This window comes from Rhizobium acidisoli (assembly GCF_002531755.2).
Classification (GTDB): Bacteria; Pseudomonadota; Alphaproteobacteria; order Rhizobiales; family Rhizobiaceae; genus Rhizobium; species Rhizobium acidisoli.
The window spans coordinates 571,659-596,001 of the sequence record NZ_CP034999.1 but is presented as its reverse complement, the minus strand read 5'-3'; the positions used below and the strand labels follow the sequence as shown (position 1 = coordinate 596,001).

The 24,343-nt window shown below is 56.1% G+C and carries 22 protein-coding genes and 4 pseudogenes; 8 read left to right on the top strand and 18 right to left on the bottom strand.

Features of this window, described 5'->3' with window-relative positions; genetic code table 11:
* Positions 1-126 precede the first annotated feature (126 nt).
* Positions 127-213: pseudogene (locus tag CO657_RS25210) on the bottom strand (IS5/IS1182 family transposase); the annotation flags it as partial.
* A 633-nt stretch (positions 214-846) separates the two neighbouring features.
* Here CO657_RS25210 and CO657_RS25205 point away from each other — a divergent pair.
* Both CO657_RS25205 and CO657_RS25200 read left to right on the top strand, forming a co-directional pair.
* Positions 847-1,350, top strand: a complete 504-nt coding sequence (locus CO657_RS25205) for a helix-turn-helix transcriptional regulator (RefSeq protein WP_054186140.1) — start codon at positions 847-849, stop codon at positions 1,348-1,350.
* An 878-nt stretch (positions 1,351-2,228) separates the two neighbouring features.
* A complete protein-coding gene (locus CO657_RS25200) occupies positions 2,229-2,735 on the top strand; it encodes a helix-turn-helix domain-containing protein (protein ID WP_063856477.1) in 507 nt (168 codons plus the stop codon).
* A 303-nt stretch (positions 2,736-3,038) separates the two neighbouring features.
* On the opposite strand, the gene CO657_RS25195 is transcribed toward CO657_RS25200, so the two are convergent.
* Positions 3,039-3,875, bottom strand: a complete 837-nt coding sequence (locus CO657_RS25195; protein WP_116275258.1) for an IS5 family transposase — start codon at positions 3,873-3,875, stop codon at positions 3,039-3,041.
* 326 nt (positions 3,876-4,201) lie between these two features.
* Here CO657_RS25195 and CO657_RS37950 point away from each other — a divergent pair.
* The 6 genes and pseudogenes from CO657_RS37950 to ectB all read left to right on the top strand — a co-directional run.
* Positions 4,202-4,342 (top strand): annotated as a pseudogene (locus tag CO657_RS37950) (adenylyl-sulfate kinase); the annotation flags it as partial.
* Between the two features lie 6 nt (positions 4,343-4,348).
* Positions 4,349-4,954: pseudogene (gene nodQ, locus CO657_RS25190) on the top strand (bifunctional sulfate adenylyltransferase/adenylyl-sulfate kinase NodQ); the annotation flags it as partial.
* A gap of 186 nt (positions 4,955-5,140) precedes the next feature.
* Positions 5,141-6,244 carry a histidinol-phosphate transaminase gene (hisC, locus tag CO657_RS25185; RefSeq protein ID WP_054186095.1) on the top strand — a complete coding sequence of 368 codons (1,104 nt, stop codon included), beginning with the start codon at positions 5,141-5,143 and terminating at the stop codon, positions 6,242-6,244.
* Between the two features lie 153 nt (positions 6,245-6,397).
* A pseudogene (locus CO657_RS25180) lies at positions 6,398-6,787 on the top strand (IS66 family transposase); the annotation flags it as partial.
* 397 nt (positions 6,788-7,184) lie between these two features.
* Positions 7,185-8,006, top strand: coding sequence for a LuxR family transcriptional regulator (locus CO657_RS25175; RefSeq protein ID WP_082366399.1), 822 nt, complete (start codon positions 7,185-7,187; stop codon positions 8,004-8,006).
* A gap of 331 nt (positions 8,007-8,337) precedes the next feature.
* Complete coding sequence (ectB, locus tag CO657_RS25170; RefSeq protein WP_054186096.1) at positions 8,338-9,612, top strand: diaminobutyrate--2-oxoglutarate transaminase; 1,275 nt, start codon at positions 8,338-8,340, stop codon at positions 9,610-9,612.
* A 327-nt stretch (positions 9,613-9,939) separates the two neighbouring features.
* Here the strand turns inward: ectB and CO657_RS25165 are convergent, their stop codons facing one another.
* The 16 genes from CO657_RS25165 to rpoN all read right to left on the bottom strand — a co-directional run bounded on the left by CO657_RS25165 (position 9,940) and on the right by rpoN (position 24,334).
* On the bottom strand, positions 9,940-10,878 hold the full coding sequence (locus CO657_RS25165; RefSeq protein ID WP_054186110.1) for an SIR2 family NAD-dependent protein deacylase: 939 nt from the start codon (positions 10,876-10,878) through the stop codon (positions 9,940-9,942).
* A 29-nt stretch (positions 10,879-10,907) separates the two neighbouring features.
* Positions 10,908-11,120 (bottom strand): putative nitrogen fixation protein NifT, encoded by a 213-nt coding sequence (nifT, locus tag CO657_RS25160; protein ID WP_054186097.1) that lies wholly within the window; start codon positions 11,118-11,120, stop codon positions 10,908-10,910.
* 4 nt (positions 11,121-11,124) lie between these two features.
* Positions 11,125-11,442 (bottom strand): nitrogen fixation protein NifZ, encoded by a 318-nt coding sequence (locus CO657_RS25155; protein ID WP_007636887.1) that lies wholly within the window; start codon positions 11,440-11,442, stop codon positions 11,125-11,127.
* A gap of 77 nt (positions 11,443-11,519) precedes the next feature.
* Positions 11,520-11,726: a 4Fe-4S binding protein gene (locus CO657_RS25150; RefSeq protein WP_082366400.1), complete on the bottom strand. Its 207-nt coding sequence runs from the start codon at positions 11,724-11,726 to the stop codon at positions 11,520-11,522.
* A 34-nt stretch (positions 11,727-11,760) separates the two neighbouring features.
* Positions 11,761-13,239 carry a nitrogenase cofactor biosynthesis protein NifB gene (gene nifB, locus CO657_RS25145; RefSeq protein ID WP_054186098.1) on the bottom strand — a complete coding sequence of 493 codons (1,479 nt, stop codon included), beginning with the start codon at positions 13,237-13,239 and terminating at the stop codon, positions 11,761-11,763.
* A gap of 215 nt (positions 13,240-13,454) precedes the next feature.
* A complete protein-coding gene (gene nifA, locus CO657_RS25140; protein ID WP_054186099.1) occupies positions 13,455-15,203 on the bottom strand; it encodes a nif-specific transcriptional activator NifA in 1,749 nt (582 codons plus the stop codon).
* A gap of 154 nt (positions 15,204-15,357) precedes the next feature.
* A complete protein-coding gene (locus tag CO657_RS25135) occupies positions 15,358-15,657 on the bottom strand; it encodes a ferredoxin family protein (RefSeq protein ID WP_007636883.1) in 300 nt (99 codons plus the stop codon).
* 12 nt (positions 15,658-15,669) lie between these two features.
* A complete protein-coding gene (locus tag CO657_RS25130) occupies positions 15,670-16,977 on the bottom strand; it encodes an FAD-binding protein (protein ID WP_054186100.1) in 1,308 nt (435 codons plus the stop codon).
* A 9-nt stretch (positions 16,978-16,986) separates the two neighbouring features.
* The gene (locus CO657_RS25125) at positions 16,987-18,096 is read right to left on the bottom strand and encodes an electron transfer flavoprotein subunit alpha/FixB family protein (RefSeq protein WP_007636879.1); all 1,110 of its coding nucleotides are present in this window, start codon (positions 18,094-18,096) and stop codon (positions 16,987-16,989) included.
* A gap of 15 nt (positions 18,097-18,111) precedes the next feature.
* Positions 18,112-18,963 carry an electron transfer flavoprotein subunit beta/FixA family protein gene (locus CO657_RS25120; RefSeq protein WP_007636877.1) on the bottom strand — a complete coding sequence of 284 codons (852 nt, stop codon included), beginning with the start codon at positions 18,961-18,963 and terminating at the stop codon, positions 18,112-18,114.
* A gap of 176 nt (positions 18,964-19,139) precedes the next feature.
* Positions 19,140-19,523: a nitrogenase stabilizing/protective protein NifW gene (nifW, locus tag CO657_RS25115; protein ID WP_054186101.1), complete on the bottom strand. Its 384-nt coding sequence runs from the start codon at positions 19,521-19,523 to the stop codon at positions 19,140-19,142.
* Positions 19,504-19,857: a hypothetical protein gene (locus CO657_RS25110; RefSeq protein ID WP_128715605.1), complete on the bottom strand. Its 354-nt coding sequence runs from the start codon at positions 19,855-19,857 to the stop codon at positions 19,504-19,506. The genes nifW and CO657_RS25110 overlap by 20 nt, the downstream gene beginning before the upstream one ends.
* Positions 19,858-19,871: 14 nt before the next feature.
* A complete protein-coding gene (nifS, locus tag CO657_RS25105; protein WP_054186102.1) occupies positions 19,872-21,068 on the bottom strand; it encodes a cysteine desulfurase NifS in 1,197 nt (398 codons plus the stop codon).
* The gene (locus CO657_RS25100; protein WP_082366402.1) at positions 21,065-22,015 is read right to left on the bottom strand and encodes a nitrogen fixation protein; all 951 of its coding nucleotides are present in this window, start codon (positions 22,013-22,015) and stop codon (positions 21,065-21,067) included. The genes nifS and CO657_RS25100 overlap by 4 nt, the downstream gene beginning before the upstream one ends.
* Before the next feature lie 23 nt (positions 22,016-22,038).
* Entirely contained in the window at positions 22,039-22,356 is a 318-nt protein-coding gene (locus tag CO657_RS25095) for a HesB/IscA family protein (protein ID WP_054186103.1), read from the bottom strand.
* Between the two features lie 523 nt (positions 22,357-22,879).
* Positions 22,880-24,334, bottom strand: coding sequence for an RNA polymerase factor sigma-54 (gene rpoN, locus CO657_RS25085; RefSeq protein ID WP_054186104.1), 1,455 nt, complete (start codon positions 24,332-24,334; stop codon positions 22,880-22,882).
* Positions 24,335-24,343: the final 9 nt, after the last annotated feature.

The window sequence follows — 24,343 nt, the reverse complement described above, 5'->3', positions numbered from 1 at the left end:
GCATTGGGAGTGAATTGGGTCGAGCTCACAATGCACGTCGGCACTTGCATCATGCCAACCTGTCAATGTGCGCGATCGCACGCGACTGTTATCTTTGCGTCAATTGCGATCGAACCAATGCTTTTGACGCTTCACGAGGTTACGCTGCCGATAGACCCAGCGTGAGAAGAGGACTGAGCCCTTCCTGTTGCTCTTCGGCGCGATGTTGCCGAAGCCTTAGACTCGACCGGCTTGGCGAGGATTTCGGCGCTGCCGTAGCCCTAGTCGGCCGGCAGGAAACCGCTTCGAGAAGTCGGTCCCCGACCGCCTTTTGCTAGCGGACTAAAAGGTCGGAGCAGGTGGATCTATGCAGCGCTCTCTTTCGATAGCTTGGTTGAAGGAGGCGGAATTTCGAACCTACACGCTTGCGGGAGAGGTAACCGATATGGGTTCTTGGCTGGGTGATCTCCAGCACGGCGGAGCTTTCCCAGCTAGCCAAATGGGATATCGTGGGACGGGGAAATGGATCGGTTTTCGAGGTTTACTTTTCTCGTCCTCACCGATGACGGCTTAGAAGATGTTGAGCATTGAATGTGAATTTGCGCTCAAATTCAACGCTAACCTAGATGATTCAGTGGCGAGGTGCGGCCATAGCCGACAGATCTTTCACGGAACTGGGCGACCGGTCTCAGCGGCTGTTTTGCATGCAATCCTGAAGCAATTTGGCTAAACCCTCAAATATTTGCTATAACGCAAAAAATGCCCAAAATGGGTATTTAAACGGTTGTAGTGTGGCGATGATAAGTGGTTCAAATCCGTTCAGTTGGGGCACGCCTACAACGAGTGGCAGGAAAACAGGGACGTGCGGTGACGGAAGATCTAGCAAGCTACAGAAGTTCGAGAGGCCTCGTCAGCACCGCCGATCCGGAGGTTGACAAGCCGATCTATCGAAAGCCAGGTTTCGACGGCAAAATTACATCCCTGGGACACATGGAGGAATTGATCAGCGCGTTCCTGAAAAAGACACGCGAAGCGCAAGGCCTGTCTCGTGCGGACGTTGCTCCAATGCTTGGTCTGTCCATCCCTGTATACGGACGCTACGAGCGGGCATTTTCCAAAATGACTGTTACCCGGATGATCCATCTGTGTGAGATTCTTGGCTTTATGCCTATCGATATGATCTTTGAAGCTGCGCCACATCTTTGGGGCCGCACATCGGAGGAGGCCGAGGATTGTCTCACACTGGCTCGGGTTCTCAGGAGACTTCCGAACGGCACGACGCGCGATCTTATTCGGCTCCTGCAGCGAATGATCCCCGATGACGACGATAGCGACAGGGGTATCAGTGATGTAGCGGAGACCGTGAAGTGAGCCGGGTTTGTCTGTGACGCCCCTGACCAGTAGCAGTATCGGTGATAGCCGGGTGTCGCAGCCGACGCGCTGTCGTCGGTGTGTAGACACCCGCAATCTCACAACTTAGTTTTTCACATTTCCGTCTGAACACAATACGTGCCGATTGCGCAATATTCGATCGTTGGTTGGCGTCGATCTTGCTCGATGCTCAAGCGATTCGTCGACGAGCGACGCCAAGTCTATTTGCATGCGCTTTGCTTCGACAGTAGGGTCTGTGATTAACTCCCACATTGGGTTCTCCTGCTCAATGCCATGTGGGTATTCGAGCTGCCGGCGCGCATGCTTTTTTAATTACTAAATCGAAGCCTGTCCTCTCCGCGCCTCTGTTCCATCGCGCCGATCCCTTTGTGCCATTCGGCTCGGAAATAGCCTTTCGACATCACGGATCAGGTTCCGCGAAAAGGGGTCGAGTCGCGGAGACGGGAAACGCAGCTAGACAAACCTCGCTGTTCATGGCTGCCGCCCTTCAGAGGTACTATGAGGGCATCGCCTAGGGCAGCCAACACGCGCAGCCGTGATTGGTTGGCCGTGAGCCGAGAGTCTCCACGTGCAGGACAAAAGACCACCATGCCCGCACACGACGTCCCGGAAGGTGTTCATAGCCAATTTGGCGCAATTGGATAATCCTTGCGTGAAGCGATTTCGGTGTTGGCTAGATCTATGTACTTGCGCTCACTGATATATTTGAGTGAACGATAGCTATCGGGTGAGGTTCGCGTGGACAAAAATGCGCCAAATGAGACCGAAATCGAAACATTGGTGGTTCCAAGCACATCACTTTCCGGGTAAAGAGCTCTGGCGCATTTACCTCAGTCGGAGCAATGTCAGGACCATCATTGAAGCAATGGATTAATGAACTCGGTTTGCAACAAGTCGATGATCCAGGCATAGACAAGCCGGTCTATCGAAAACCTTTTGACGGACGGATTGCACTTAGCGCCGAACTCGAAAACTTGATCAGCATCAGCCTTCGCGAAGCCCGCGATAAGCGAAAACTCCCGCGCTCGAAACTGGCGCCCTTGCTTGGCATCACTAAGCAGGTCTACGGCCGGTACGAAAATGGAGTATCCCGCTTGACCGTGAGCCGACTGATTCATCTGTGTGAGGTTTTGGATGCAACTCCGGAAGAGATTATCGCCCCGGCGGCACCTTATCTTTGGGGCGAAACTGAAACCAAAGCGGTTCTGCTGTTGGCTACTATCGTGAAGTTGCGGACTTTCGATGAAGAGATTTTGCAAGATATTTACAGCTTACTAAGCCGCATAGACGAGACCGGTAGCGACAGCGGCGATGGTGCTGTGAAAGTCGCGTCTACCAGCGCCACTGCAGACGATCGCGAATAGGACGTAGATCGCTCGCGTCAAGAAACAGAACGTGCGTCCGTCCCTGATGAAGTTCTATCAGAAGCCGCGACCAAACGCTCGCGCCGTTGCTGGTTGCCGAAGCGAGCTTTGCGCAGGCGGTTAGGACTAGCTGCCGACCATTCATCGCCACAGCTCTGCGGGGCATAGGTGGGTAACGGGGAGGCGCATGTTGGGTCAACTGGTCCAACTCATCCCTGCTCTCGGCCGCTGAAGGGGTTGCGCGGTCGTCTTACGCGGCAAGCAGGAAGGTCACGTCAAAGCCTAAGAGCCCGATTCAAAAGTTCATTCGTATATCCAATATCTTGCGATGCGCCTTGTGAGCATTCGGATTGAAGCGATTTGCGCCCACGCGGTTGCGCTTTCGATCGATTTCTCCCAATCCTTGGCGAGACGGCGGCAGCGTCCAAGCCAGGCGAAAGTCCTTTCCACCACCCATCTCTTGGGCAGGACGACGAAGCCCTTGGCTTGATCCGAACGCTTGATGATTTCGATCGTCCAGTCACCATGGCCGCACATTGCTTGCCTCAACTTGCTGCCGGCGTAGCCACCATCGGCAAAGATGTGGCGCAGCCAGGGAAAACGGCGGCGGATCGCCTTGAGAACATGGGGAGCGCCGTCACGATCCTGTATGTCAGCAGCATGGATGAACACGAAGATCAGAAATCCAAGCGTATCGGTGACAATGTGACGCTTGCGGCCTTTAATCTTCTTGCCTGCATCATAGCCGGATATTCCGCCACTTTCCGTGGTCTTGACGCTTTGGCTGTCGATGATCCCTGCCGTGGGGTGCGCCTCGCGTCCCTCGATTTCCCGCGCCGCCATCACCAGAAGCTGGTTGATGCTCTGCCACAGTCCGATCGCGCGCCAAGCATAAAAATAACCGCGCACCGTCGAAACCGGCGGAAAATCGCCCGGCAGCATGCGCCATTGGCAGCCGCTCGAGGCGATATAGAGGATCGCCTCCACGACCGAGCGCATATTCGTCGTCCGACGCCGCCCGCCACGACGCGCTGGCGGGATCAGCGGTTTGATCAACGCCCATTCCCGGTCCTTCAAATCACTTGGAAAACGAAGCGCGTCTCGGTTATGCTCACGGCGAGCGATAGCAGTCCAGCTCATCGAAACCCCATTTGATTTAGCACCAATAGGGAATCACAACTGCCTGTTATCGCTCAACTTCTTTTAAATCGGGCTCTAAGAAACCCGTATATTCATCATCCAAAGCATCGATGATTTCATTGATACAATTAATTTTACCAATCTCCCATGATGATGCATTAGGAATTTTGATCTCAGACGCGAGTGACGCCGAAACCTTCGACGGTCCGGACTGGCTATAGCGCGAACCCGAGCAACGGAGCCGACATGCAGCGGAGTGACCGCTGCTTCAATCAAACAATGCGTGCTTCAAAATAGCAGCAAGAAATACCAAAGGAGGTCTTTGCATGCGTTCTGAGCTGCGGTGGAAGCTGTGCTGGGAAAACGAGCTGGACATCATCGACCATGTCGATCCTCCCGAGTTCTTTCGCAAAGCCTATGGGCCGACCGGGGTCTTCAATACAAAGCTTTTCAGCGGTAGCCAAAGCTGGGCAAGGCGCGCCGACAACGTGCATTGGCAGGCGACCGGCTTTGACAAGGGCGCGCGCGCGGCGATGAAGAGCCAGCGGCCAGCCGTCCTGTGGTTCACCGGACTTTCCGGCTCCGGCAAGTCCACAATCGCCAATGCGCTCGACCGGTTGCTGCATGCCCGCGGTAAGCACACCTACATCCTCGACGGCGACAACGTGCGCCACGGGCTCAATCGCGACCTAGGCTTCAACCAGTCTGATCGTGTCGAGAACATCCGCCGCGTCGCCGAGGTCGCTAAGCTGATGGCCGATGCCGGGTTGATCGTGCTCGTGTCCTTGATCTCGCCGTTCCGCGGCGAACGCCGGATGGCTCGCGAACTGATGGAGGAGGGGGAGTTCATCGAAATTTTCGTCGACACGCCGCTCGAGGAATGCGCGCGGCGCGATCCGAAGGGGCTTTATCGGAAGGCGTTCGCTGGCAAAATAGCCAATTTCACCGGCGTTTCCTCGCCGTACGAGATCCCTGAGAGCCCTGAGTTGCAGCTCGAAACGGTTGGCCACGACCCTGCGGCGTTGGCGTTTGAGATCGAACAGTTCCTCGAAAGGCGAATGGAGCAAAGTGACGCATGATTGTGAGAGTGCGGAGGCTTAAGCATTGGCGGCTTGAGGCGGCCGCGGCGGTCCTTGGCTATTAACTACGCGGTGGTCGTTGCAGCCCCAGGCGGGCCGCGCCAACGTCCGATGCTATTGTTGGCTTCAGCATGAGACATGCCGATTACGCGCTCACGGATCGGCTTACTGAAACGGAGAAAAGATATGTCTGATGCAAAGCTGCAGGGCGTGCTTTCGGCTCTTTCGCCGCTGGCGAGAGAGCTAAATGCGCTACCCTCCAATCAACCGAGCCGAGATGCAAACTGCGTTAAACTAAACACGAATGAGAATCCATTTCCGTTGCCGATGATGGTGATGCAAAGTGCGCTGGCGGCCCTCGAACGGCATTATCTGTATCCCGAAGATGACAATCTGAGTTTGCGCGACGCAGCCGCCAATGCGTATGGCCTCTCCCAGGATCAGGTGATCGCCGGGAACGGCTCGTCTGAGCTGCTCGGGCTCATCTACAGAGCATTCCTAGACCCGGGAGATAGCGTGGCGATGATATCGCCAGGTTTTTCCTTTAACCGCAAACTTGCCATGTTGCAGGGCGCTCGATTTCTCGAAATCGAATGGGGCGAGTCTTATTCTCTGCCGATCGAGCAGCTGCTTCTTGGTCCAGCAAGAGATGCAAAATTCATACTGCTGGCCAATCCGAACAATCCGACCGGAACATTCGTTCCCGTGGACGAAATCGACCGCCTCGTCGCGCAATCGGACCAATTGATAGTGGTGGACGAAGCGTATGTCGACTTTGCGCCCGATGATGCCCTGCGCCTCGTCGATCGCCATTCAAACCTTCTGATATTGAGAACATTTTCGAAAGGCTTTGCAGCCGCTGGAATACGTGTTGGTTTCGGCTTTGGTCATCCTGAGCTTATTGAGAGGCTCCGCAACCTCCAAAATGTCTTCAATATGAACGTAATCGGCCATGCGGTGGGCATTAGTATCCTTTCGCACCGCGCCGACTACCACGAGAACCACAAATATATTAAACATGAAAGACACAGAACGACGACTGCCTTGTCTCAATTGGGCTTTTCTGTGATCCCCTCCCACACAAACTTTTTGCTTGCTCGGGTGCCACCCGCACAAGATGGCAAGTGGTGGCAAGCGTCTTTGGCTAGGCAGAACGTACTTGTAGCCGTCTTTCCCGATGCCGGATTGGAAAATTATATTCGCGTCAGCATCGGCACCAGAACCCAAATGGATGCGTTCCTTTCAGCCGCCAGGGACATCATGTCTGAAAGCATGAAGACGCAGAGCTAGCCGGTTCGAACTATTGCTCACTGCTTGTCACGTGGAAATAAGATCACAAATAGGCGCAACACAGTAAGGCATGCGCCGTCACGATTCCCTTGATTACGCGTGTTGTTAGCGCACGAGTGGAGCACCCGGTCACAGACGACATGGCCAATTGGACGGCTCTATATAGATAAGACCACGGCTCCAGTGTTTGGATCCGGGGCGCGGCAGGACGAAAATAGCTATCTCTGGGGCTGCGACCGCGGCTGGAACGGATCTTTGCCGTCCGGCGGGGTGCTCGGCCTGGGCGCAACGGCGAATATGCTGCCGAAATTAAGACGGATTCAACGGCGCGATCCAAGTCGATGCCTATGGCGGCTACTCTCACCTGGTTACGCCAGACCGCATGCGCGGTAATCCGCTGAGGCTCGCCTTCTGGTGGGCTCATGGCGGCAGAAAGCTGATCAAGGCAAAGCCGAAGAAGGGCTCGCCTATCGTCGACGAGGCGTTGCTGCGTATCGCGCTCTTTACAGGATCGAAGATGGCATCCGCGGTTCTGATCCCAAAATCGTAAGCGTACTCGGAAATGAGCACGTGGGGATACGTCACCACCATCCCCTTGCGTGGATGGCTGGAGAGGCGATGGGCCAAACATGGTTGTTAGTGATGGGCCGCTCAATGGCTATTTTTGTCGGGTTTCATCGACTTACGACAAAACTTGGTATGTCCAGCCGTGCACCGAAGCGGTCGAATCGTTGATTAACATCGGCAATTGCTCCCAGATCTGAATTGGCACAGCTCTTGATACTCCTCGAATCAAGTCCAAGAGCAACACACGTGGTCAGAGCAAGTTGTGTAGCCCTTCCGGCAGCAACGCCGGAGTTTCTGCATCGAAAACTCTGTAACGACGGTGACGATGTTTGGAGGCAAAGGATGCGGCGGCAGAGCTACAGAACTTGGGTGAATGCATTCTGTCGAGGCCGCGGAGCCGACAGGTACCTATCCTTTCAGCTTTCTTTTGGTTCCGCTCATGCAATTCCCTAAATCAATCGAAGAAGCGCATGCAGCTGAATTTTACCAATTCCTCGAAAAAACTCAGGGCATAATTCGATCCCCGAAGCTTTTCGAATTGTTGTGTTCATTTGCTCGGATTCTCGAATTCCCATGGGTCGCCTATCATCGTCAATCGGGCGGTGAAATCCTAAAGATGGTCCGCTGCAATCCGCCTGTCGTCAGCTATCCTGATGAGTGGCAGGACCATTATGCCAAGATGGGCTATGACAGAATTGATCCCATCATCAAAAAGAGCCGAAAGCAGGCGGATGCTTTTCGTTGGAGTGAAGCGCACAATGACATGAGCAAAACGGAACTGGAACGGCGATTTTTCGAGGAGGCTGCAGCGTTCGGTTTGAGGTCAGGGGTCAGTGTTCCATTGCACGGACCCGGAGGTAGTTTTGCGATTATGAGCTTTGCTCGGCCCTCGTCCTGCGAGCCCGAGAATAAAATGGTTACATATCTGAAATTTGCGGCTGTGCACTTCCATCTGAGTGTCGCGGATTTTGCGAAACAGCGGGTTGCGGGAAAATACCCCGAACTTACTCCAAGAGAAAGAGAGTGTATTCTCTGGGTAGCAAGGGGGAAGTCTTCATGGGATATAGGGCGGATACTTGGTATTTCTGATAATACCGTAAATTTTCACATAAAAAATATAACGCGGAAGTTGGATGTCAGTAGCCGAACGGTCGCGGCTTTGAAAGCAGCAAGCCTTGGAATTATCGAATTGTAGGACCAACTCGGGGTGTGGTCCTGCGTCCGGCCGTTGCGGGGCGGCCATCGGAACCTGTCTTCGGTCATATCGCAACTGCTGATGTTGGACTGGGCACAACGCTGCCGTCCGGCAGTAACGGCAATTCTCCAAACGTGTATCCGGCACGCGCTGAGCCTGTTACCAAGAAACGGTCTATGACGATACTCCCTTTGCAGGTAGGTGCAATGGGTCGCCGTTGTCGGCTAGGATGCCAGCCTCCAATTGTAAAGGGTTAGTGAAGGCAGACCGGGAGCGGTTCGACTAGTTCACGACCAGATGAGACTCTGCAAGTTTCTTATGGAGGAAGATCATGCCTCAAGAGAGTAGTTCTAACTCGCTACTGGAATTTGAAACCCTCGAGTCAAATGTGAGGTCATATTCACGATCCTTCCCTGTGGTGTTCAGAAAGGCGGCAGGAGCCATCCTCGAAGACGAGAATGGTTGTGAGTTCATTGATTTTCTTTCCGGCGCGAGTGCCCTTAACTACGGTCACAACGACCCCCACATCCGAAATGCTGCAGTGGAATACCTGCAATCGAATCGGATTGTCCACGCGTTAGACATGGCAACATCAGCGAAACGAGAATTTATCAAAAATTTTGACCATATAATTTTGCGCCCGCGCGGGCTGGCGTACAAATTTCAGTTTACCGGCCCCACGGGTGCCAACGCTGTTGAAGCTGCTTTGAAACTCGCACGTAAGGCAACCGGCCGGCACAACGTAATCTCGTTCACAAACGGCTATCACGGAGGGAGTTTGGGGGCCCTTGCCGTAACCGGCAATCGATATTTCCGAAATGCAGCAGGTCTTACCCCTGCCGGCGCAGTTTTCATGCCCTACGACGGCTACTGGGGAGCCGACAACGATACGTCCGACTACTTGGATAAGGTGCTTGCTGATAGTAGTAGCGGAGTCGACTTGCCGGCAGCTATTATTCTGGAAACTGTTCAAGGCGAGGGAGGTATCAACCCTGCAAGCACAGACTGGCTGCAGTCACTTGAGCGGCTCTGCAGAAAGAACGACGTCCTACTGATTGTTGACGACATTCAGGCTGGCTGCGGCCGAACTGGCGAATTTTTCAGTTTTGAGTCTGCGGGTATATCCCCAGACATCGTGCTTTTATCCAAATCCCTCAGCGGTTATGGGTTACCTCTATCGCTTCTGCTGCTCAAATCCGAATTGGACGTTTGGCAGCCAGGTGAACACACTGGGACTTTCAGAGGCAATAACCTTGCACTCGTGACGGCAAGTGCTGCTTTGCAAAAATACTGGACAAATGAAAACTTATCTAAGGGCGTTATCGAAACAGGACGCCAGCTCATGGAGCGCCTTCGGGAAGTTGCTCAAAGCAACCAACGTTCTGAACTTGCCGTGCGGGGAAGAGGCATGATGTTGGGGCTCGACTGCCGTACGGGGAAACTAGCGGAGAAAATCGTCCGCCAAGCCTTCGAACAAGGGCTGGTGGTAGAGCGATGCGGCGCGGAAGACCAGGTAATCAAGCTTCTTCCTCCCTTGACTATCGACAGTCAAACTGCCCAACGCGGTTTGGACATACTGGAGAAGTCGGTGCGGGTGAGGGTTTAAAGACAAACCTTGGTCTCTCGTTTCGGCCGATCAGCGTACAACTTGATTATGGTGGCCGATGCGAGGGCTTATCTTTGGCGATTCCGGCCGCGGTTCTGCCGCGTAGTGGGAATTGTTTAGGTTTTTTTTGATAACCATCGGTCCTCCGCATGGCATTGAGCGAACAGTAAATCTGCGGTCGTCCCCGATCTTGCCGTCGATCACCTGCGACAGAGCCTCGATCCGCTGCAGAGATCACGCGCGCTCATCGCCACCACGTCAGCAAACCTGGGCAGTATGACATTCGAACTTAGCAGAAACAGAGCACTTTCTATCTGCGGCTACACCCTAGCCGCTACGGAAATTCGAACCGGAAGCCGTGTGGCCTTCCTCACCATCCGTCTTAATGCCAAATGGGACAAGCAGCGCCGTGGCTTCGCCGGTCGGCAGGTCGACAACCGTGATTGCGCTCGCTGCAAGGAAACGCTGCTCGTTTTTGGTAAGGCCTTCCGCATCAAGTACTGCAAAGTGGGGGCCGTGGGAGCGCTTGATGATCTGTCGAGCGTAGATCCGGAGCATTTGATCGTTGAAGCGGCAGCCAATGAAAAGAAAACCGCGATCTGTACGCCGTTCTTTCACCATTTCAGGTATTGGCGTCTGGATATCAATTTCGGTTAGGACTTCCACGTAATCGGAATCGGACACTAGAAAGTTCGAGGCTGGCATAACACTGCCGTGCGGCGCATAGAGGACCGTCTTTGGCGCTGAGACGCGTTCGACGTCTCTCCCGGAGAGATCGTAGGTTTTTGTCCAAATGTCGCCGCCGCCGTTCGCACGCGTGACGCCTTGCATCTCGACGACATCCGTTCGACCGGTCTTCGCGAAAGCCGCACGCATTGTCCCGTCGTACCAGCCGTCGACGATAAGGGAGATCGGCAACGTCGCGAGCCAGTCGTGGAGGGCCGTCGGCGCCACGGGTGCTCCAAATATTTCTGCCATCCAGGTCTGAAGCGTCCGGCGATGCCGTCGCTGTTCAATGAACTCCGCGACTGACCACATATTGCTGCGTATCCTGGAGGGAGCAAGTGTGCGTTTGTTGAGTGCCGCGGAGACGGCTTCCGGGGTGTCCGGTACAGGTGGTTCCGTGGATTGCAGCCGAAGGAGATCCGGACCGAGATAGGGAACGATCCGATCCGCAGCGAGCGCTTCCTGAAGCAGCTTAAGTCTTTTTTCCGCGTCACCGTTGCGAACGATTAGGAGACGGTCCGAGGTCAAGATTGTGTTCATGCTGGTTTCTCTTGTCTGTCGTTGCAGCATCAGTCCTCGTCAGGAATCTTCCTTGCTTGGACGGTGATCGGCAGAGGCGTATCCCGCGATAGCTTGGGCAGGACGAGCCTCCAGCCGTTCCTGAGTGTGACCGTGCCGCCCCACAAGTCTTCAGTCTCGACGTCTACGATCGGCTCTTCGAGATCTTTCTTTGGTACGTAAGCCGACAAGCCGGCGCTCGTTCTGCGAATCATTATCTTCATGTCGCTATTCCTTCGTTGGGGGCCCCGCGATTTCAGCAGCGCCGCAAGCAGCGGCGTTGTCCAGGCTCGTCAGTTCACGCGCACGCATGCCGACGATAGTGCCATGTTCGACCCATTCGACCGCATAGATGTAAAACTGCTGGAGAAAGGTGCCGATGTCGCGCACATAGCCTTCGTCGCCCTTCCGCACCAAATTTTCGCCGATGTTTTTGCCAGCATAGGTGCCGTCATTCTTTACGTGAAGTCTGGCCCTCACCCGCTCGCCGGGTATAAATCGTGGAGGCTTGTGGATTTCGACCTCCTGTTCACGTCCAAGGCCCATCGGCGTTCCTCCTTCTGGGAGCTGCAGGATGTCATTGAAGGCGGCTTTCTCCGCAGGAGCCCCGACCATGCTGAAGGTCAAATCGCAGGTGCGGCGGCGACGCAGGTCTTCGGCACGGGACAAACCTCCGCGCATTGCTGCGTTTCAAAGGTGCCCTTGCATTCGGTGCATTTTTCCGCGTCGATAACGTAGATCTCTCCTTTGAACCTGATCGCGCCGGAGGGGCATTCGAACTCGCAGGCACCGCACTGGGTGCATTGGGACGCTATGATCCTGAAGGCCATTTTAAAACTCCTGAAGATGTTGGATTAAGAGCGCTCACGCCGTCGCCGCTTGTGGTTCGACGCCAAACTTGGCGGCGTAAAGGGTGCCGATGGCGGTCTCGATGTAGTCATAGCAATAAGCATCCGTTGCCCGAACCCCGGCCTCGATGAGCCGATTCTTAGGGCACTCCCCGATCTTGGCGCATAGCACGACGTCAATGCCCTCCAGCGCAGTTATGATGGCGTCGAGGGTGGCTTCCTCGCCCATGCCTCCGAGGCAATACTGTTCAATCCTGCGATGCCCGACGTAGGTGATGCCTCTCGACGAAGCTTCGTATACTTGGAATTCCTTCGCATGGCCGAAGTGCTCGTTGATGCGACCGCCACCCTTTGTCGCGACCGCGACGTGGAGGGACCCGTCGCCGGCTGCTTTGACTGTCTCGATTGCCTCGCTCTTGGCGGTCGCGTGATCGCCGCGTTCGCGCGCGACCACTTCCCGATAGGCCTCGCGCTTATGGGCGTCATAGGTGATCTCTCCGGGAATCTGGTCGAGTGCGAACTCCTGGCCGCGATCATCCCCAAGCAGGCCGACGGCGTCGGCCCTGCACTGCCGACAATGGCGCATCAGCTTTGCGCCGCCTTCGAGACGATCCTGGAGCGCCTTCAATTCGAGCGCCCGCGGGCCGCGCTGTCCGGTCAAGCCGTAGTAGGTGCCATGGGCGGGATCCGAAATAAGCGGCATGACGTTGTGCAGGAACGCCCCCCGCTCCTTGACCCATTTGTTTACCTCGACCAGGTGTTCGTCGTTGACGCCAGGGATCATCACCGAATTGACCTTAGTAAGGATGCCGCGCGCGGTCAGCATCTCCAGGCCCAACATCTGCCGCTCGTGCAGGATTCTGGCGCCTTCGATGCCGGTGTAACGACGGTTGTGGTAAAAGATCCAGGGATAGATCTTTGCGCCGATTTCAGGGTCAACCATGTTGATCGTGATTGTCACATGATCGACATTCATGTCGACAAGTTCGACGACGTGATCCGGCAGCGCAAGCCCGTTGGTGGAAATGCACAGCTTGATGTCGTGGATCTCGCCCGCGACTCGTTCGAACGTTTCCTTTGTCTTCTTCCAGTCGTAACAGGCATCGCCCGGTCCGGCGACACCCAGCACGGAAAGCTGCGGCACTTCGTTGGCGACGGCAATGACCTTGCGCCGCGCTTGGTCTGGCGTCAACTTTTCCGAGACTACCCCAGGCCGGCTTTCGTTGGCGCAGTCATATTTACGGTTGCAATAGTTGCACTGGATATTGCAGGCTGGTGCGACCGCGACATGCATGCGCGCGAAATAATGGTGAGCTTCTTCTGAATAGCAGGGGTGGTTTTTGATCTTCGCCCAGATAGCCTGGTCCATGTCGGCCGGCTTTGTGGACACGCCACATGACGAGGATGTGCAGCCACTCGGTTTCGCGGTCACCAGCAATTGATCCGAGGATGTCGTGGTGGTCACACTCTCAAGCGAAATCATCGGTGCGGACATTGAATGCTCCGTTGCTAGTTGACGTCGCGTTTCAAAACGCAAAAGCCATGCCATCCCAAGCATTGGATTCGCTTCAATAATTTGCTTATTGTTGTTCGATTCCGACCGTGTTCTGACACAGATTTGTCGAGCTTTCGACAGTCGACAAAGGAGTTGGCCGAAGCCACCAAACCAGGCATTGAAAATGCGAGAAGGTCCAAACGTCACTTGGACGCTTAAAGCTTTTTCACCTCGATGCGATGCTGGCGTAAAGCATAGCCGACCTGACGTGGCGTAAGGCCGAGGATACGAGCCGCCTTGGCCTGAACCCACCCGGCCTTCTCCATCGCCTCGATCAGCCGGTCCCGTTGTGTGAGGCGCGACTCCATTGCGGGACAACCGGAACCGTTCGGATCACAGGCCTTGACGGAAGACACCTCGTCCGACGCACCGACGTTCCCGCTCGAGCGCGGCGATGCAGCCGGCATCACATTGCTCCGGGCACGCCCATCGATGGTATTGCCGCTGGGCGACCCGTCGGTTCCTTTCCAGAGGAGCGACGAAAGGCACTGACTGTTCTTGCAGGCAAAATCAGACGAAACGATCGAGCTTGAACGCGCAAGGGTAGCAGTCCTTCGCACGCAATTTTCGAGTTCCCGGACGTTGCCTGGGAAATAGCATTGCGACATCACCTCGATCGCCGACGGCGAAAACGTAAGCTCGCTTTGGTTCTCCTTGTTGAATCGGTCAAGAAGAGCTTTCGCAAGGCGTGGAATATCACCGGGTCGCTCTCGAAGCGGCGGCAGGACAATTGGAACTACGCTGATGCGGTAATACAGGTCGGCCCTGAATTCGGCGTTTGCAACAGCCATTTCGAGGTTTTTATTCGTGGCGCATATGAGCCGGACGTCGACCGCAAGCGTCTTGGTCCCGCCCACTCGCTCCAGTTCGCCTTCCTGCAGGACGCGCAGCAGCTTGGCTTGAAAGGCGGGCGAAATCTCGCCAATCTCGTCAAGCAGAAGCGTTCCGCCATTTGCCAGTTCGAAGCGTCCGGCACGCTGCGCGATGGCCCCGGTGAAAGCGCCCTTTTCATGCCCAAACAACTCCGATTCCAGGACGCCTTCAGGCAGCGCGGCGCAGTTCAATTTGACGAACGGCTTGTTTCTACGAGGGGAAAGCTCATGGATCGCCTGAGCAAAAAATTCCTTGCCGGTGCCGCTTTCGCCCCGCAGAAGCACGGTGGAATTCGTCCTTGCCACCACCGAGACGGTTTCAACCACCTGCTGGAGAGCCGGGCTATCCCCGACAATCCCGTCGATTTTGACGGGTGGATGTCGGCCCGGGGCGCCCCTTTGCGTGTTGATCGGCTTCTCCGGTCTCTCTTGTTCGCCGATAAGTCGCCGACTCTCCAGGTTCAGGAAGCGATGAAGCCGGATCGTCCGGCTGACCAGATTGGCGACCATGGTCAGAAAGCGAACGTCCTCGTCGGCGGGGAAGGGGGCGGCGTCGTTCCTGACGCGATCGACCGATATTGTGCCAATTATTTTGTTATCGGCTTTTACCGGAACGCCAACAAAAGAAATCGGGACGGTGCCGCTGCTCCAAGGCGGTTGCGGATCAGCCTGAAACAATTCGGACTTGCCAACATCCTTTACGATAAAGGGCATACCGGTTGTCACGATATGGTCGATTACGGCCTTCGGTATAACGCCTCGAGCGGCTGATTGAGAGGATGGGGGGATGTCGCCAGTTGCGGCAATCTCGGGATGACCTCCAGCGTCCAGAACAACGATTGCTCCCTGTCGAATCTGCAGAAAGGAAGAGAGGATGTTCACGACGTTGGCAAGCGTGATCTCTAGCCGGGCGGGGGCAGTTAGAACCTTTGATATCTCGTAGATTCCGCTGCCCGCTTGGCGCATGGGTTCAGCAGGTAGCGCAGATAGGGGCTCCACTCCATCGACCGATCGCGCGGGCATGTGGGTCATTATATGGCCTTGGGTTGTCTAACGTTTCTTATAACCCCTGCTTGCATGTATTTATAGTAATTTCTAATGCCAATCCGCAACGCGCACCTCTGCAAGTTTCCGATGCGCCTGTCTGCAAACCCAAGTTGGTTCTGAGTCGTTGAGTTGCAAACCTTTATCCGAACTTGAAGAGAACGCCGAAACCGCCTCTCGGATAGTTCCACTCGATATCTCCACTTGCCTCACAGAGTACGCGGCACGTGCCGCACTCCATGCACCCGTCGGCGATAACCTCCACTTGGCCCTGGTCATTCAATTCGTAGCACTTGGCCGGACAGACACCTGTCAGGGCATACAGATTTACGCTCGGCCACTCGTGTGGACGCACCCTAATATGCGGACGTCCGGCATCGACCACATATCGATTTTGGTAAAGCTTGTCCTCTACGCGTATGTTCGTCACTGCAACCGTCATCTCATCTTTCCTTTATCGCCACGCGCGCGCCAAGCGGACCGCATCACCAAACAGCCCCCAGCGCGAGCGTGCCTTGATGAAGGTGGCCGTGGTCGCCCGTTCCTTGTCGATCTTCGGGGTGCCGTCCACTCGCACAAAGTTCTGTGCGGCCTGCGACAGCAATTTTGGATAAGTCGTGAAGAAATTGCGGGAATTGGTGTGCAGCAGGGCAGGCATGTCCTTGTACTTCCGCAAGTCTTTGATGACGAATGAATTTTCAAGCATCGACTTGTAAAGGGAGAGGTGCTCCTTGACCATCGGTTTCTTGCGATTCCTGATCTGGACGATTGCTTCGCCGGCGATGCGCCCCGACGTCATGGCGAGGTTGGACCCCTCGCGGTGCACCGCATTATTAAGCTGTGCCGCGTCGCCGACGACGACCCAGCCGTCACCAAAAAGCTGCGGAATTGCCTTGTAACCACCTTCTGGAATGAGATGAGCCGCATATTCCTTGACTTCCGATCCTGCGATCAGCGGCTTGACCGAGGGATGGGTTTTGAATTTTTCGAGCAGGCCATAAGGACTTTCCATTGTTGCCGCGAGTTCGGAGACAAGGCAGCCAATCCCGATCGAGATCGATTCTTTGTTGGTGTAGAGGAAGGCAAGCCCGGCCATGTTGCGAGAGATCGTGCCAACTGCCTCGATGACGCAGCCTTCATTGGCCTTGAGGCCGAACCGCTGGTCAATCACCTCTTCGGCCAGGAAATGCATTTCCTTGACGGCGAGCGCGACAGTTTCCGGCTTTGGCGTGTCACGCAATCCAGCCCGCGTGCCGAGCAGTCCATTGACGCCCTCTGCGAGAACGACCACGTCAGCAAGGATCACGTCGCCGGCGCGGTCGGTGCGAACGCCAGTCACCCTGCCCTTTGGATCACGAACGAGTTCCGTCACGGTCGTCTCGCATAGAAGAGTAGCTCCGGCCTCGCGCACCTTGCGTGAAAACCATTTGTCGAATTGGGCGCGAATGACCGTGTAGCGATTGGGTCTTGACTCGTTGAAGTCGTCCGACCGGTATTGCATACCGATGTGGGATGAGTCGTCCATCATCCAGAAGCGCTGCTCGACCAAGTGCCGCTCCAGTGGCGCATCATCCCGGAAGTCCGGCAGGATTTTCTCCAGCATGTCCGCGTACATGATGGCGCCCTGCACATTCTTGGAGCCCGGATACTCGCCACGCTCCAATTGCAGCACCTTCATGCCGCGGCTCGACATCGTGTAAGCAGCTGCGTTTCCGGCCATGCCGGCCCCGATAACTATGGCGTCGAAGTTTTCCTCGGTCATGGGGCGCCCTCAGTTTGCAAGCTTATCGCGACTGTGCGGCGACAGTCGATGGGTGAATAGTTCCGTCAATGACGGCAGTAAACGGATCGCATCGGTGACCACGCCAAGGTGAGCGAAATCAAAAATCGGCGCGTTAGGATCGGTGTTAATGGCTAAAATAAGATCAGCTCCCTCGACGCCAACGCGATGCTGGATGGCGCCGGAAATGCCGGCCGCTATGTAGAGCTTCGGCCGGATGGTTTTGCCAGTTTGGCCGATCTGCCGATCAGCAGGCATCCAGCCCTTTTGGACGAGGGGGCGCGAACAGCCATAATCGGCCCCGATCGTCCGCGCGAGTTTCTTCATAAGCTTCACGTTCTCCACCGCGCCGAGACCGAGGCCTCCAGCAACCACGACATCCGCATAGGCGAGATTCGCCGTCTCCGACTGACCATCAGACAAGAAACCGAGGACCTTAGTGACGATCTCTTCCTCGATCATCGACACTTTGTGTCGAATGACGCGTCCGATCTTATTATTCCCGCGCGGCGGCATGGCCATGACCCTCGGCCGAACCGTTGCCATCTGCGGCCGGCAGTTGAGCGTGTAGATCGTGCACAGCAAGGAGCCGCCGAAAGTCGGCCGGGTCGCCGCAAGCGAGCCGTCCGCATCCACATCAAGTTCGGTGCAATCCGCCGTGAGCCCTGTCAACAAGGTCGTCGCCACGGAACCGGCAAGGTCGCGCCCGAGCGTCGTTGCCCCTAAAAGAAGGATTTCCGGTTTGTAGTTAGTAACCAGATCCGTCAATGCTTTGGTGAAGGGCTCGTTTCGATAGTCGGCGAGCAGTGGGGCCTCGATGAGGTAGGCAAGGTCGGCGCCATATGCAAAAGCCTCGGCGACGGCAAACCACGTGGCCTCTTCCGGCGGTCCGAGAACGACGCCGGCAAGCTGGACGCCCAGCTTGTCGGCGAGCTTGCGGCCTTCGCCGAGCAGCTCGAAGGAGACGGGATGGACCTGGTCGCGCTCCAGCTCGATGAAGACCCAAACGTGCCGATGGTCCTTAAACTGATCGGGCAGCTCTTTCTTCATGGCGGCACGGCCAACGGCTGGAGGAGGGCTCTCTCGATTGGTGCTTAACATCGTCGCTCCTTGCCTTTACGCTTCGCCGTCAAAGGCGAGTTCGCTTTCGAGCGCCGGCTGGCGCAAAAAGATCCCAGCGATCAACTCCTCCGCGAGATCGCGCGGCGTTTTTTCCGCGGTATCGATCTGCTCCGCCTTTTCCGGCCGCTCAGGAGGGGCAAAGACCCTCTTAACGACGGTTGGCGAGCCACGCAGGCCGCACTTGGTGAGGTCCTCTATGCCAGCGTCGGCCGCATTCCACTTCACGATCTGGCTGCGCGCGGCCCGTAGCGCGTCATCGAGCGAGCCGCGGCGGATTTCGTTTGTGCCTTCGAGCATTGTAATCAGGCAAGGGAGCTTGCTCAACAGCGTCTGCGTGCCCCCTTCCGAGCGGCGCTCCACCGTAATCTCGCGCCCATTGATGTCGACAGAGACGATTTTCGCCACGTAGGTGAGCTGCAGGAGGTCCAGGCGCTTGGCGATGCCAGGCCCAACCTGGGCGGTATCGCCGTCGATGGTCTGTTTGCCCGTAAAGACGATATCGGGCGTACCGAAGGCCTCTCCGATCTTCGCGATGGCTTGCGAAAGAGCAAACGAGGTTGCCAGAGTGTCGGAGCCGGCAAAATGACGGTCGGTCAAGAGTACGGCGCGGTCGGCGCCGTAAGTGAGCGCCTTGCGCAACGCGTCCTCTGCCATGGGCGGCCCCATGGTGAGCACGGTCACCTCGCCGCCATGGCGGTCGCGCAACTGGAGTGCCTCCTCAAGGGCGAACAGATCATAGGGGTTGATGATGGTTGGCACCCCCTGACGCATGATTGTGTTCGTCACCGGATGCACTCGTATTTGTGCGGAGTCCGGTACCTGTTTGATACAGATAACTATGTGCATGGCGGTTTCTTACTCCCTCCCTCTATGGGTGGCCGGTTTGTCAGTACATATGCTTGCGTGCATCATTCGTGCCAACCGTTTGGCATCCGCTATCCCCTTGAAACGGCTGTAATTCCGGCGTTGCTAGCATATGACTGAATTGTAGGCTTCCCGACATTGTCGTGTCGCAACCGTGCTCATTCCTTTTCGAACGGCTTCAGGAAGGAGTCCAATGGGATAATGGTGCGGCCGGGTGTGACAGGTCTGTCCGGATTGTGGTCCCTGAGCACCTTGAAGACCCGGTGCGTGAGCGGCGCGGAGGTGGCGAAATCACAGTAGGCCCTTTCCAGTATGGCACGGGCACGAGCAGCGATTACCTGGTCAGGGAGATGGGAGAAGTCCTCTGCCGCGAGGTATTGGCCCATACGCTTCATGATATGGAGTCGTGAGACATCGAGAACCTTCGGGTCATAGCGGACCCCTAGGGCTGCGAAGAACTCCTCCGCAGCTGAGAGACATTTCAGCCGATTGAGGATATCCTCGACATTGATGGGACTGCTGTCAGCGGGGCAACGGCACATAAGATTTCCCTTTGTCGTGAGCGGTGATCTCGAGACCGTTCTCCCGTAGCTCAAACTGCAACATACGGAATTCGCGGTTCGACGCGGTTTCCCGCAAGGCAGTCGCGTTGCTACTGGAATCGGCATAGGCTGGTGGTCGAAATCGATCCGCCGATGGTGTCGAGAGATCCAATAAGATGATGTGGCGCGGGACGCCCTCATGAACACGCATTGGCGGTGAACTGGCGATCTGTGTGACTGAACGAGCCCCAGCTTTTCTCTGATCGTTCATACGATGCCGGTGAAGGTTCGCCGTAATGCAGGTCGTATCGGTGAGAAGGAATTGCCGTTTCATGAGCGTGCCTGCTACTACTCCCCTGAACGAACACGGCTGCTCGTGTCGGCCACGTGGCCGCAACGGGATTGGCTCCGCAGCTTCTCAACGATGCCAGGTAAAACTTCGAGCACCCGGTCGACATCCTCCTCACAGTTATCGCGCGAGAACGAGAAGCGGATTGTTCCGTGCGCCACGGCATGAGGGATGTCCATTGCCCTCAAGACATGGCTCGGCTCCAGCGAACCGGAGGAGCAGGCAGACCCGGAAGAGCAGGCGATGCCATAGCGATTGAGAAGAAGGAGCATACTGTCGCCTTCGACACGTTGAAAGGCGATGTTCGCCGTGTTCGGCAACCTCTTAAGCCGATCGCCGGTTACGAAGGCGCCTGGAACACGCTGGACGATGCCGTTCTCCAATCGATCTCGGAGCGACCTTAATCGGGTCGTCTCGTCGTCCATTGATTTCAAGGCGAGTTCGGCAGCCTTGCCTAAACCTACAATCCCGGCCGTATTTTCTGTCCCTGCGCGTCGGTCGCGCTCCTGATGACCTCCCTTGACCAGTGAGGAGAAAGATACGCCCCGTCTAAGATAGAGTGCGCCGATTCCTTTTGGTCCATGGAATTTGTGTCCGGTCAACGACAGCATGTCGATTGCAGTAGGTTGGAGGTTCATTGGAACCTTACCGACCGCCTGGACCGCGTCCGTGTGGAAAAGTGCACCGATCCTCTTGGCCATGTCGGCAAGCTTAGCGACCGGAAAAATGGTTCCCGTCTCGTTGTTCGCCCACATGATCGAAACAATCGCTACGCGATGAGTGAGGGCGTTCTCGTAGGCGTCAAGATCGAGACGTCCATGCCGATCCACTGGGATCCTGTGTACCTTCACGCCGCGCGTCTTCTCCAGATGGCCGCAGAGTGTCAGCACCGCTGAATGCTCGACTGCGGAGGTCACGATCTCTGTGCGCTCAGGCATCACCTCCAGCGCCGAAAGGATCGCTGTATTGTCGCTTTCCGTCCCCCCCGAGGTGAACACGATCTCATGATCGAACTCGGCGCCGATCAGCGCTTGCAATTGCCGGCGCGCCTTCCTCACCGCCTCCCGGATGGAGGAGCCAAAAGCGTGCGCCGACGAAGGGTTTCCAAACTGATCCGCAAAGAACGGCAGCATGGCTTCAACCACTTCAGGATCGACCCTGGTTGTTGCATTATTGTCGAGATAGATCGCTCTCATGGGTCAATCTCGGCTGAGGGGACGCGGTGATAATGCATCAGCGTCTTGTACATGCTGTTGTTTGCTGGCCTCGGGCGGCCAGCGCGGGCTGGAGTCGTGCGATGGCGCGTCGCGCGATCTTGTTGGCGTCGATAATGTCGCATCGCCGCCATCAGCAGAAAGGAAGGAACGCTTTGCGCTCGCGCCGTTTCCAATGGCTGGATTCGCCGCGGCGGCTTAACTAGGTGGGTCGTCAGCCTAGCTTGTCGCTGAGAACTGAACTGTTGCAGGCGGCGGCGATTTTTTGACCCTGCCCGACGCGATTGTCGGCTACAACATCGAGTTCGACCCTGCCAACTTCTTAAGGCCTCAGATTTCTGTTGTGGCGGTCTGATGGTCCTCTTCTGCCGGAACGAGGCTTTCGACGACCAGTACTGTATAAACCCCTGACACGTCTTCGACGGCTTAGACGAGTGTCGTCCGGCTACAGCCAGACCTAGCGAAGTGAGCGACTTGGTGATGAAATCGAGCTTCTTGACACGCACGCTTCTTCGCTCACCCTTCATCGGCACGGAACTGTTTGAAGATGGGGCGTCACCTTCGTGATCCTTGCCCGGATGTCCGCCACGAAATTTTGCTGCCTCAGGATAATCCGTGGATGAGCAGACGTTTTTCTCCGGCAGCAAACAGTCTAAAAAGCCTGCTGTCTCCTGACGGACGGTCCGAGGCGCTTTATCAGCGGGCTTTCGGGTTATGAGTTCGGCCAGCGCTGACGAGGAGGCGGTCGCTGGGTTGCCACGCAAGGACGACGGTGTCACCGGAAACGCTTCCACCTTTGGGTCGACTCCGATGATCAATTCAGGCCCTCTACCATCGGCTGCCCCGGTCTCAATGACGGGATTTTCCTGCATGCCGTCGTTCTTCTGATTGAACAAGGAAATCATGACCGTTTCGCTATAATTCCACATGGGCTATCTCCCTTTCCCGGTGATCAGCCGAAAGATTTGCCGCAAGTGCACTTCTGTTGCGCATTGGGATTGTCGAAGACAAAACCGGAGGATTCGGGCGCCGTCACAAAGTCGATCGTCATGCCGTTGATGTGTGCTTGGGAGCCGGCGTCAACGAACACCTTGACCCCATCTGTTTCGATCACCGCGTCGCCCTGGCCCTGGACGCTCTCCAGCCCCACCAGGTATTTGTAGCCGGCGCACCCACCTGCCTCGACCGCGATGCGAAAGCCTTCCGCCTGCTCGGCTCGGGAAAGCGCGACGTTCATGATGGCAGCGGCATTCTCTGTGAGCTTGATCATGGGATGATTCCTTTCTGTTCGATGGCGCATTTCGGATTACCGTGCATGCACCGTGCCAAGCGGTGAGGAGACCAAGAGCTCCACCGGCCCGTGTGTTGTATTCCTGCGTCGTCGAACATCGGGCATCCCGAAAACGCGTCAACTCCAGAACGTCTGCCCGCGTCGCTCCGTTTGTCATTCCGGTTGGGGCTCTCGTTGCCGCCGCACCGAATTCCTAGCGGTTCGGCGAAAAATGAATGGGAGCCGACAACTACTTTCAGATTTGTCGATTGCGCGACATCAAAAATCGGCACGAGCCTCGTGATTAACCGCTTAGCCGCCAAAGCGCTTGAGCTATGGAACAGACATCTAATCTTTTCTAGAACTTCTTAAGCAGCCGGCACAACTTTTGAAGCTCCCCGTGACGAGGCTGCGGTCGCCAGCCCATATCAAATCGATCTATGGAGAAGGACCAAAGCATGATGTCACAGGTGTGTCAGGTTTGCGGATTGTGGGAAGGGCATGACCCATGGTACGAAGGCCATTATCCCTCAGCGGCCGCCAGTACAAACCGTTTCTCCCGCCGGCGTTGCGCGGACGAGGGGATGTTCATCGCCTCGCGATATTTGGCGACTGTGCGGCGAGCAATGTCGACGCCAGTTTCCTTGAGCCTCGCAACGATGCCATCGTCGGACAGCACATCATCGAGCGTTTCTGCGGCAATAATTGCCCTAATCTGATGGCGCACAGCTTCGGCCGAGTGCGCGTCACCGCCTTGTGACGAGGGGATCGCAACTGTGAAAAAATACTTGAGTTCGAACACGCCGCGGGGCGTGAGAATATATTTGTTCGACGTCACCCGACTTACAGTGGACTCGTGCATGTCGATCGCGTCAGCGATGGTCTTAAGATTGAGAGGCCGAAGATGGGCAATGCCATCTTCCAGAAAGACATCCTGGTGGCGCACGATTTCGGTCGCCACCTTGAGGATTGTCGTAGCGCGCTGATCGAGACTCCGAACCAACCAGCTCGCGTTCTGGAAGCATTCGTTGAGGAACGACTGATCTTTCGAACTTTGGGCGGTTAGGCGAGTAACTTGCGCAAAATAGGTTTGGTTGATCAGTACCTTGGGCAGAACCTCCCGATTAAGTTCGACTTGCCATCCGCCTCCCGGCGAGGGCAGGACGAAGACGTCGGGTATGATGGATTCCGACCCTGCGGACTGGAACTGGTTCCCAGGCTTTGGGTCAAGGGCACGGATTTCGTTCAACATATCGAGAAGATCGTCTTCATCGACCCGGCAACGTCGCTTCAGTGCTCGAAAATCGCGTCGCGCAAGCAACTCGAGATTTGCGACCAGAGCTGCCATGGCCGGGTCGAACCGGTCTCGCTGGCGCAGCTGAATCTCGAGGCATTCGGTCAGACTTCGCGCAAAAATGCCCGGTGGGTCAAATAGCTGCAAAGCCTCAAGAACCAGTTTCACTCTAGCCTCAGGGCTATTTAGCCTCTCTGCTAGCTCCAGAAGGTTCACTTGCAGATACCCAGTGTCATCCAGATGATCGGCAAGCGCGCCAGCAATCAGCCGCTCCTGGGGTGTGAAGGCGGTGAGGGCGATCTGATGGGCGACATGTTCGTGCAATGTCTCAGTCGAGGCGGCGAACTCATCCAGAGAAGGCCTTTCCCCCGGCGAAAGGTTGCCTGTGTCGCGGATTGATTTCCAGGGACTCGACAGCTCAGGCATGTCCGTCCTGGCCGGCCCATCAACGTGGTCTTCGCGCGCGCTAATGTTTTGATTATCCGCCACAGTCGGCGATACGTCGCCAGAAGCCCCGCTGTCATTCGACGCCAGGTCGAGAAATGGGTTCTTCTCGATTTCCTGTTCCACGAATTGATTCAGTTCGGTGTGCGCCAGCTGCAGCATGCGAATAGACTCGATGAGCTGGGGTGTAATAACCAGCGATTGCTGCTGACGCTGATGAAGGCTTGTAAAGGACTTCATGGTTCGAGC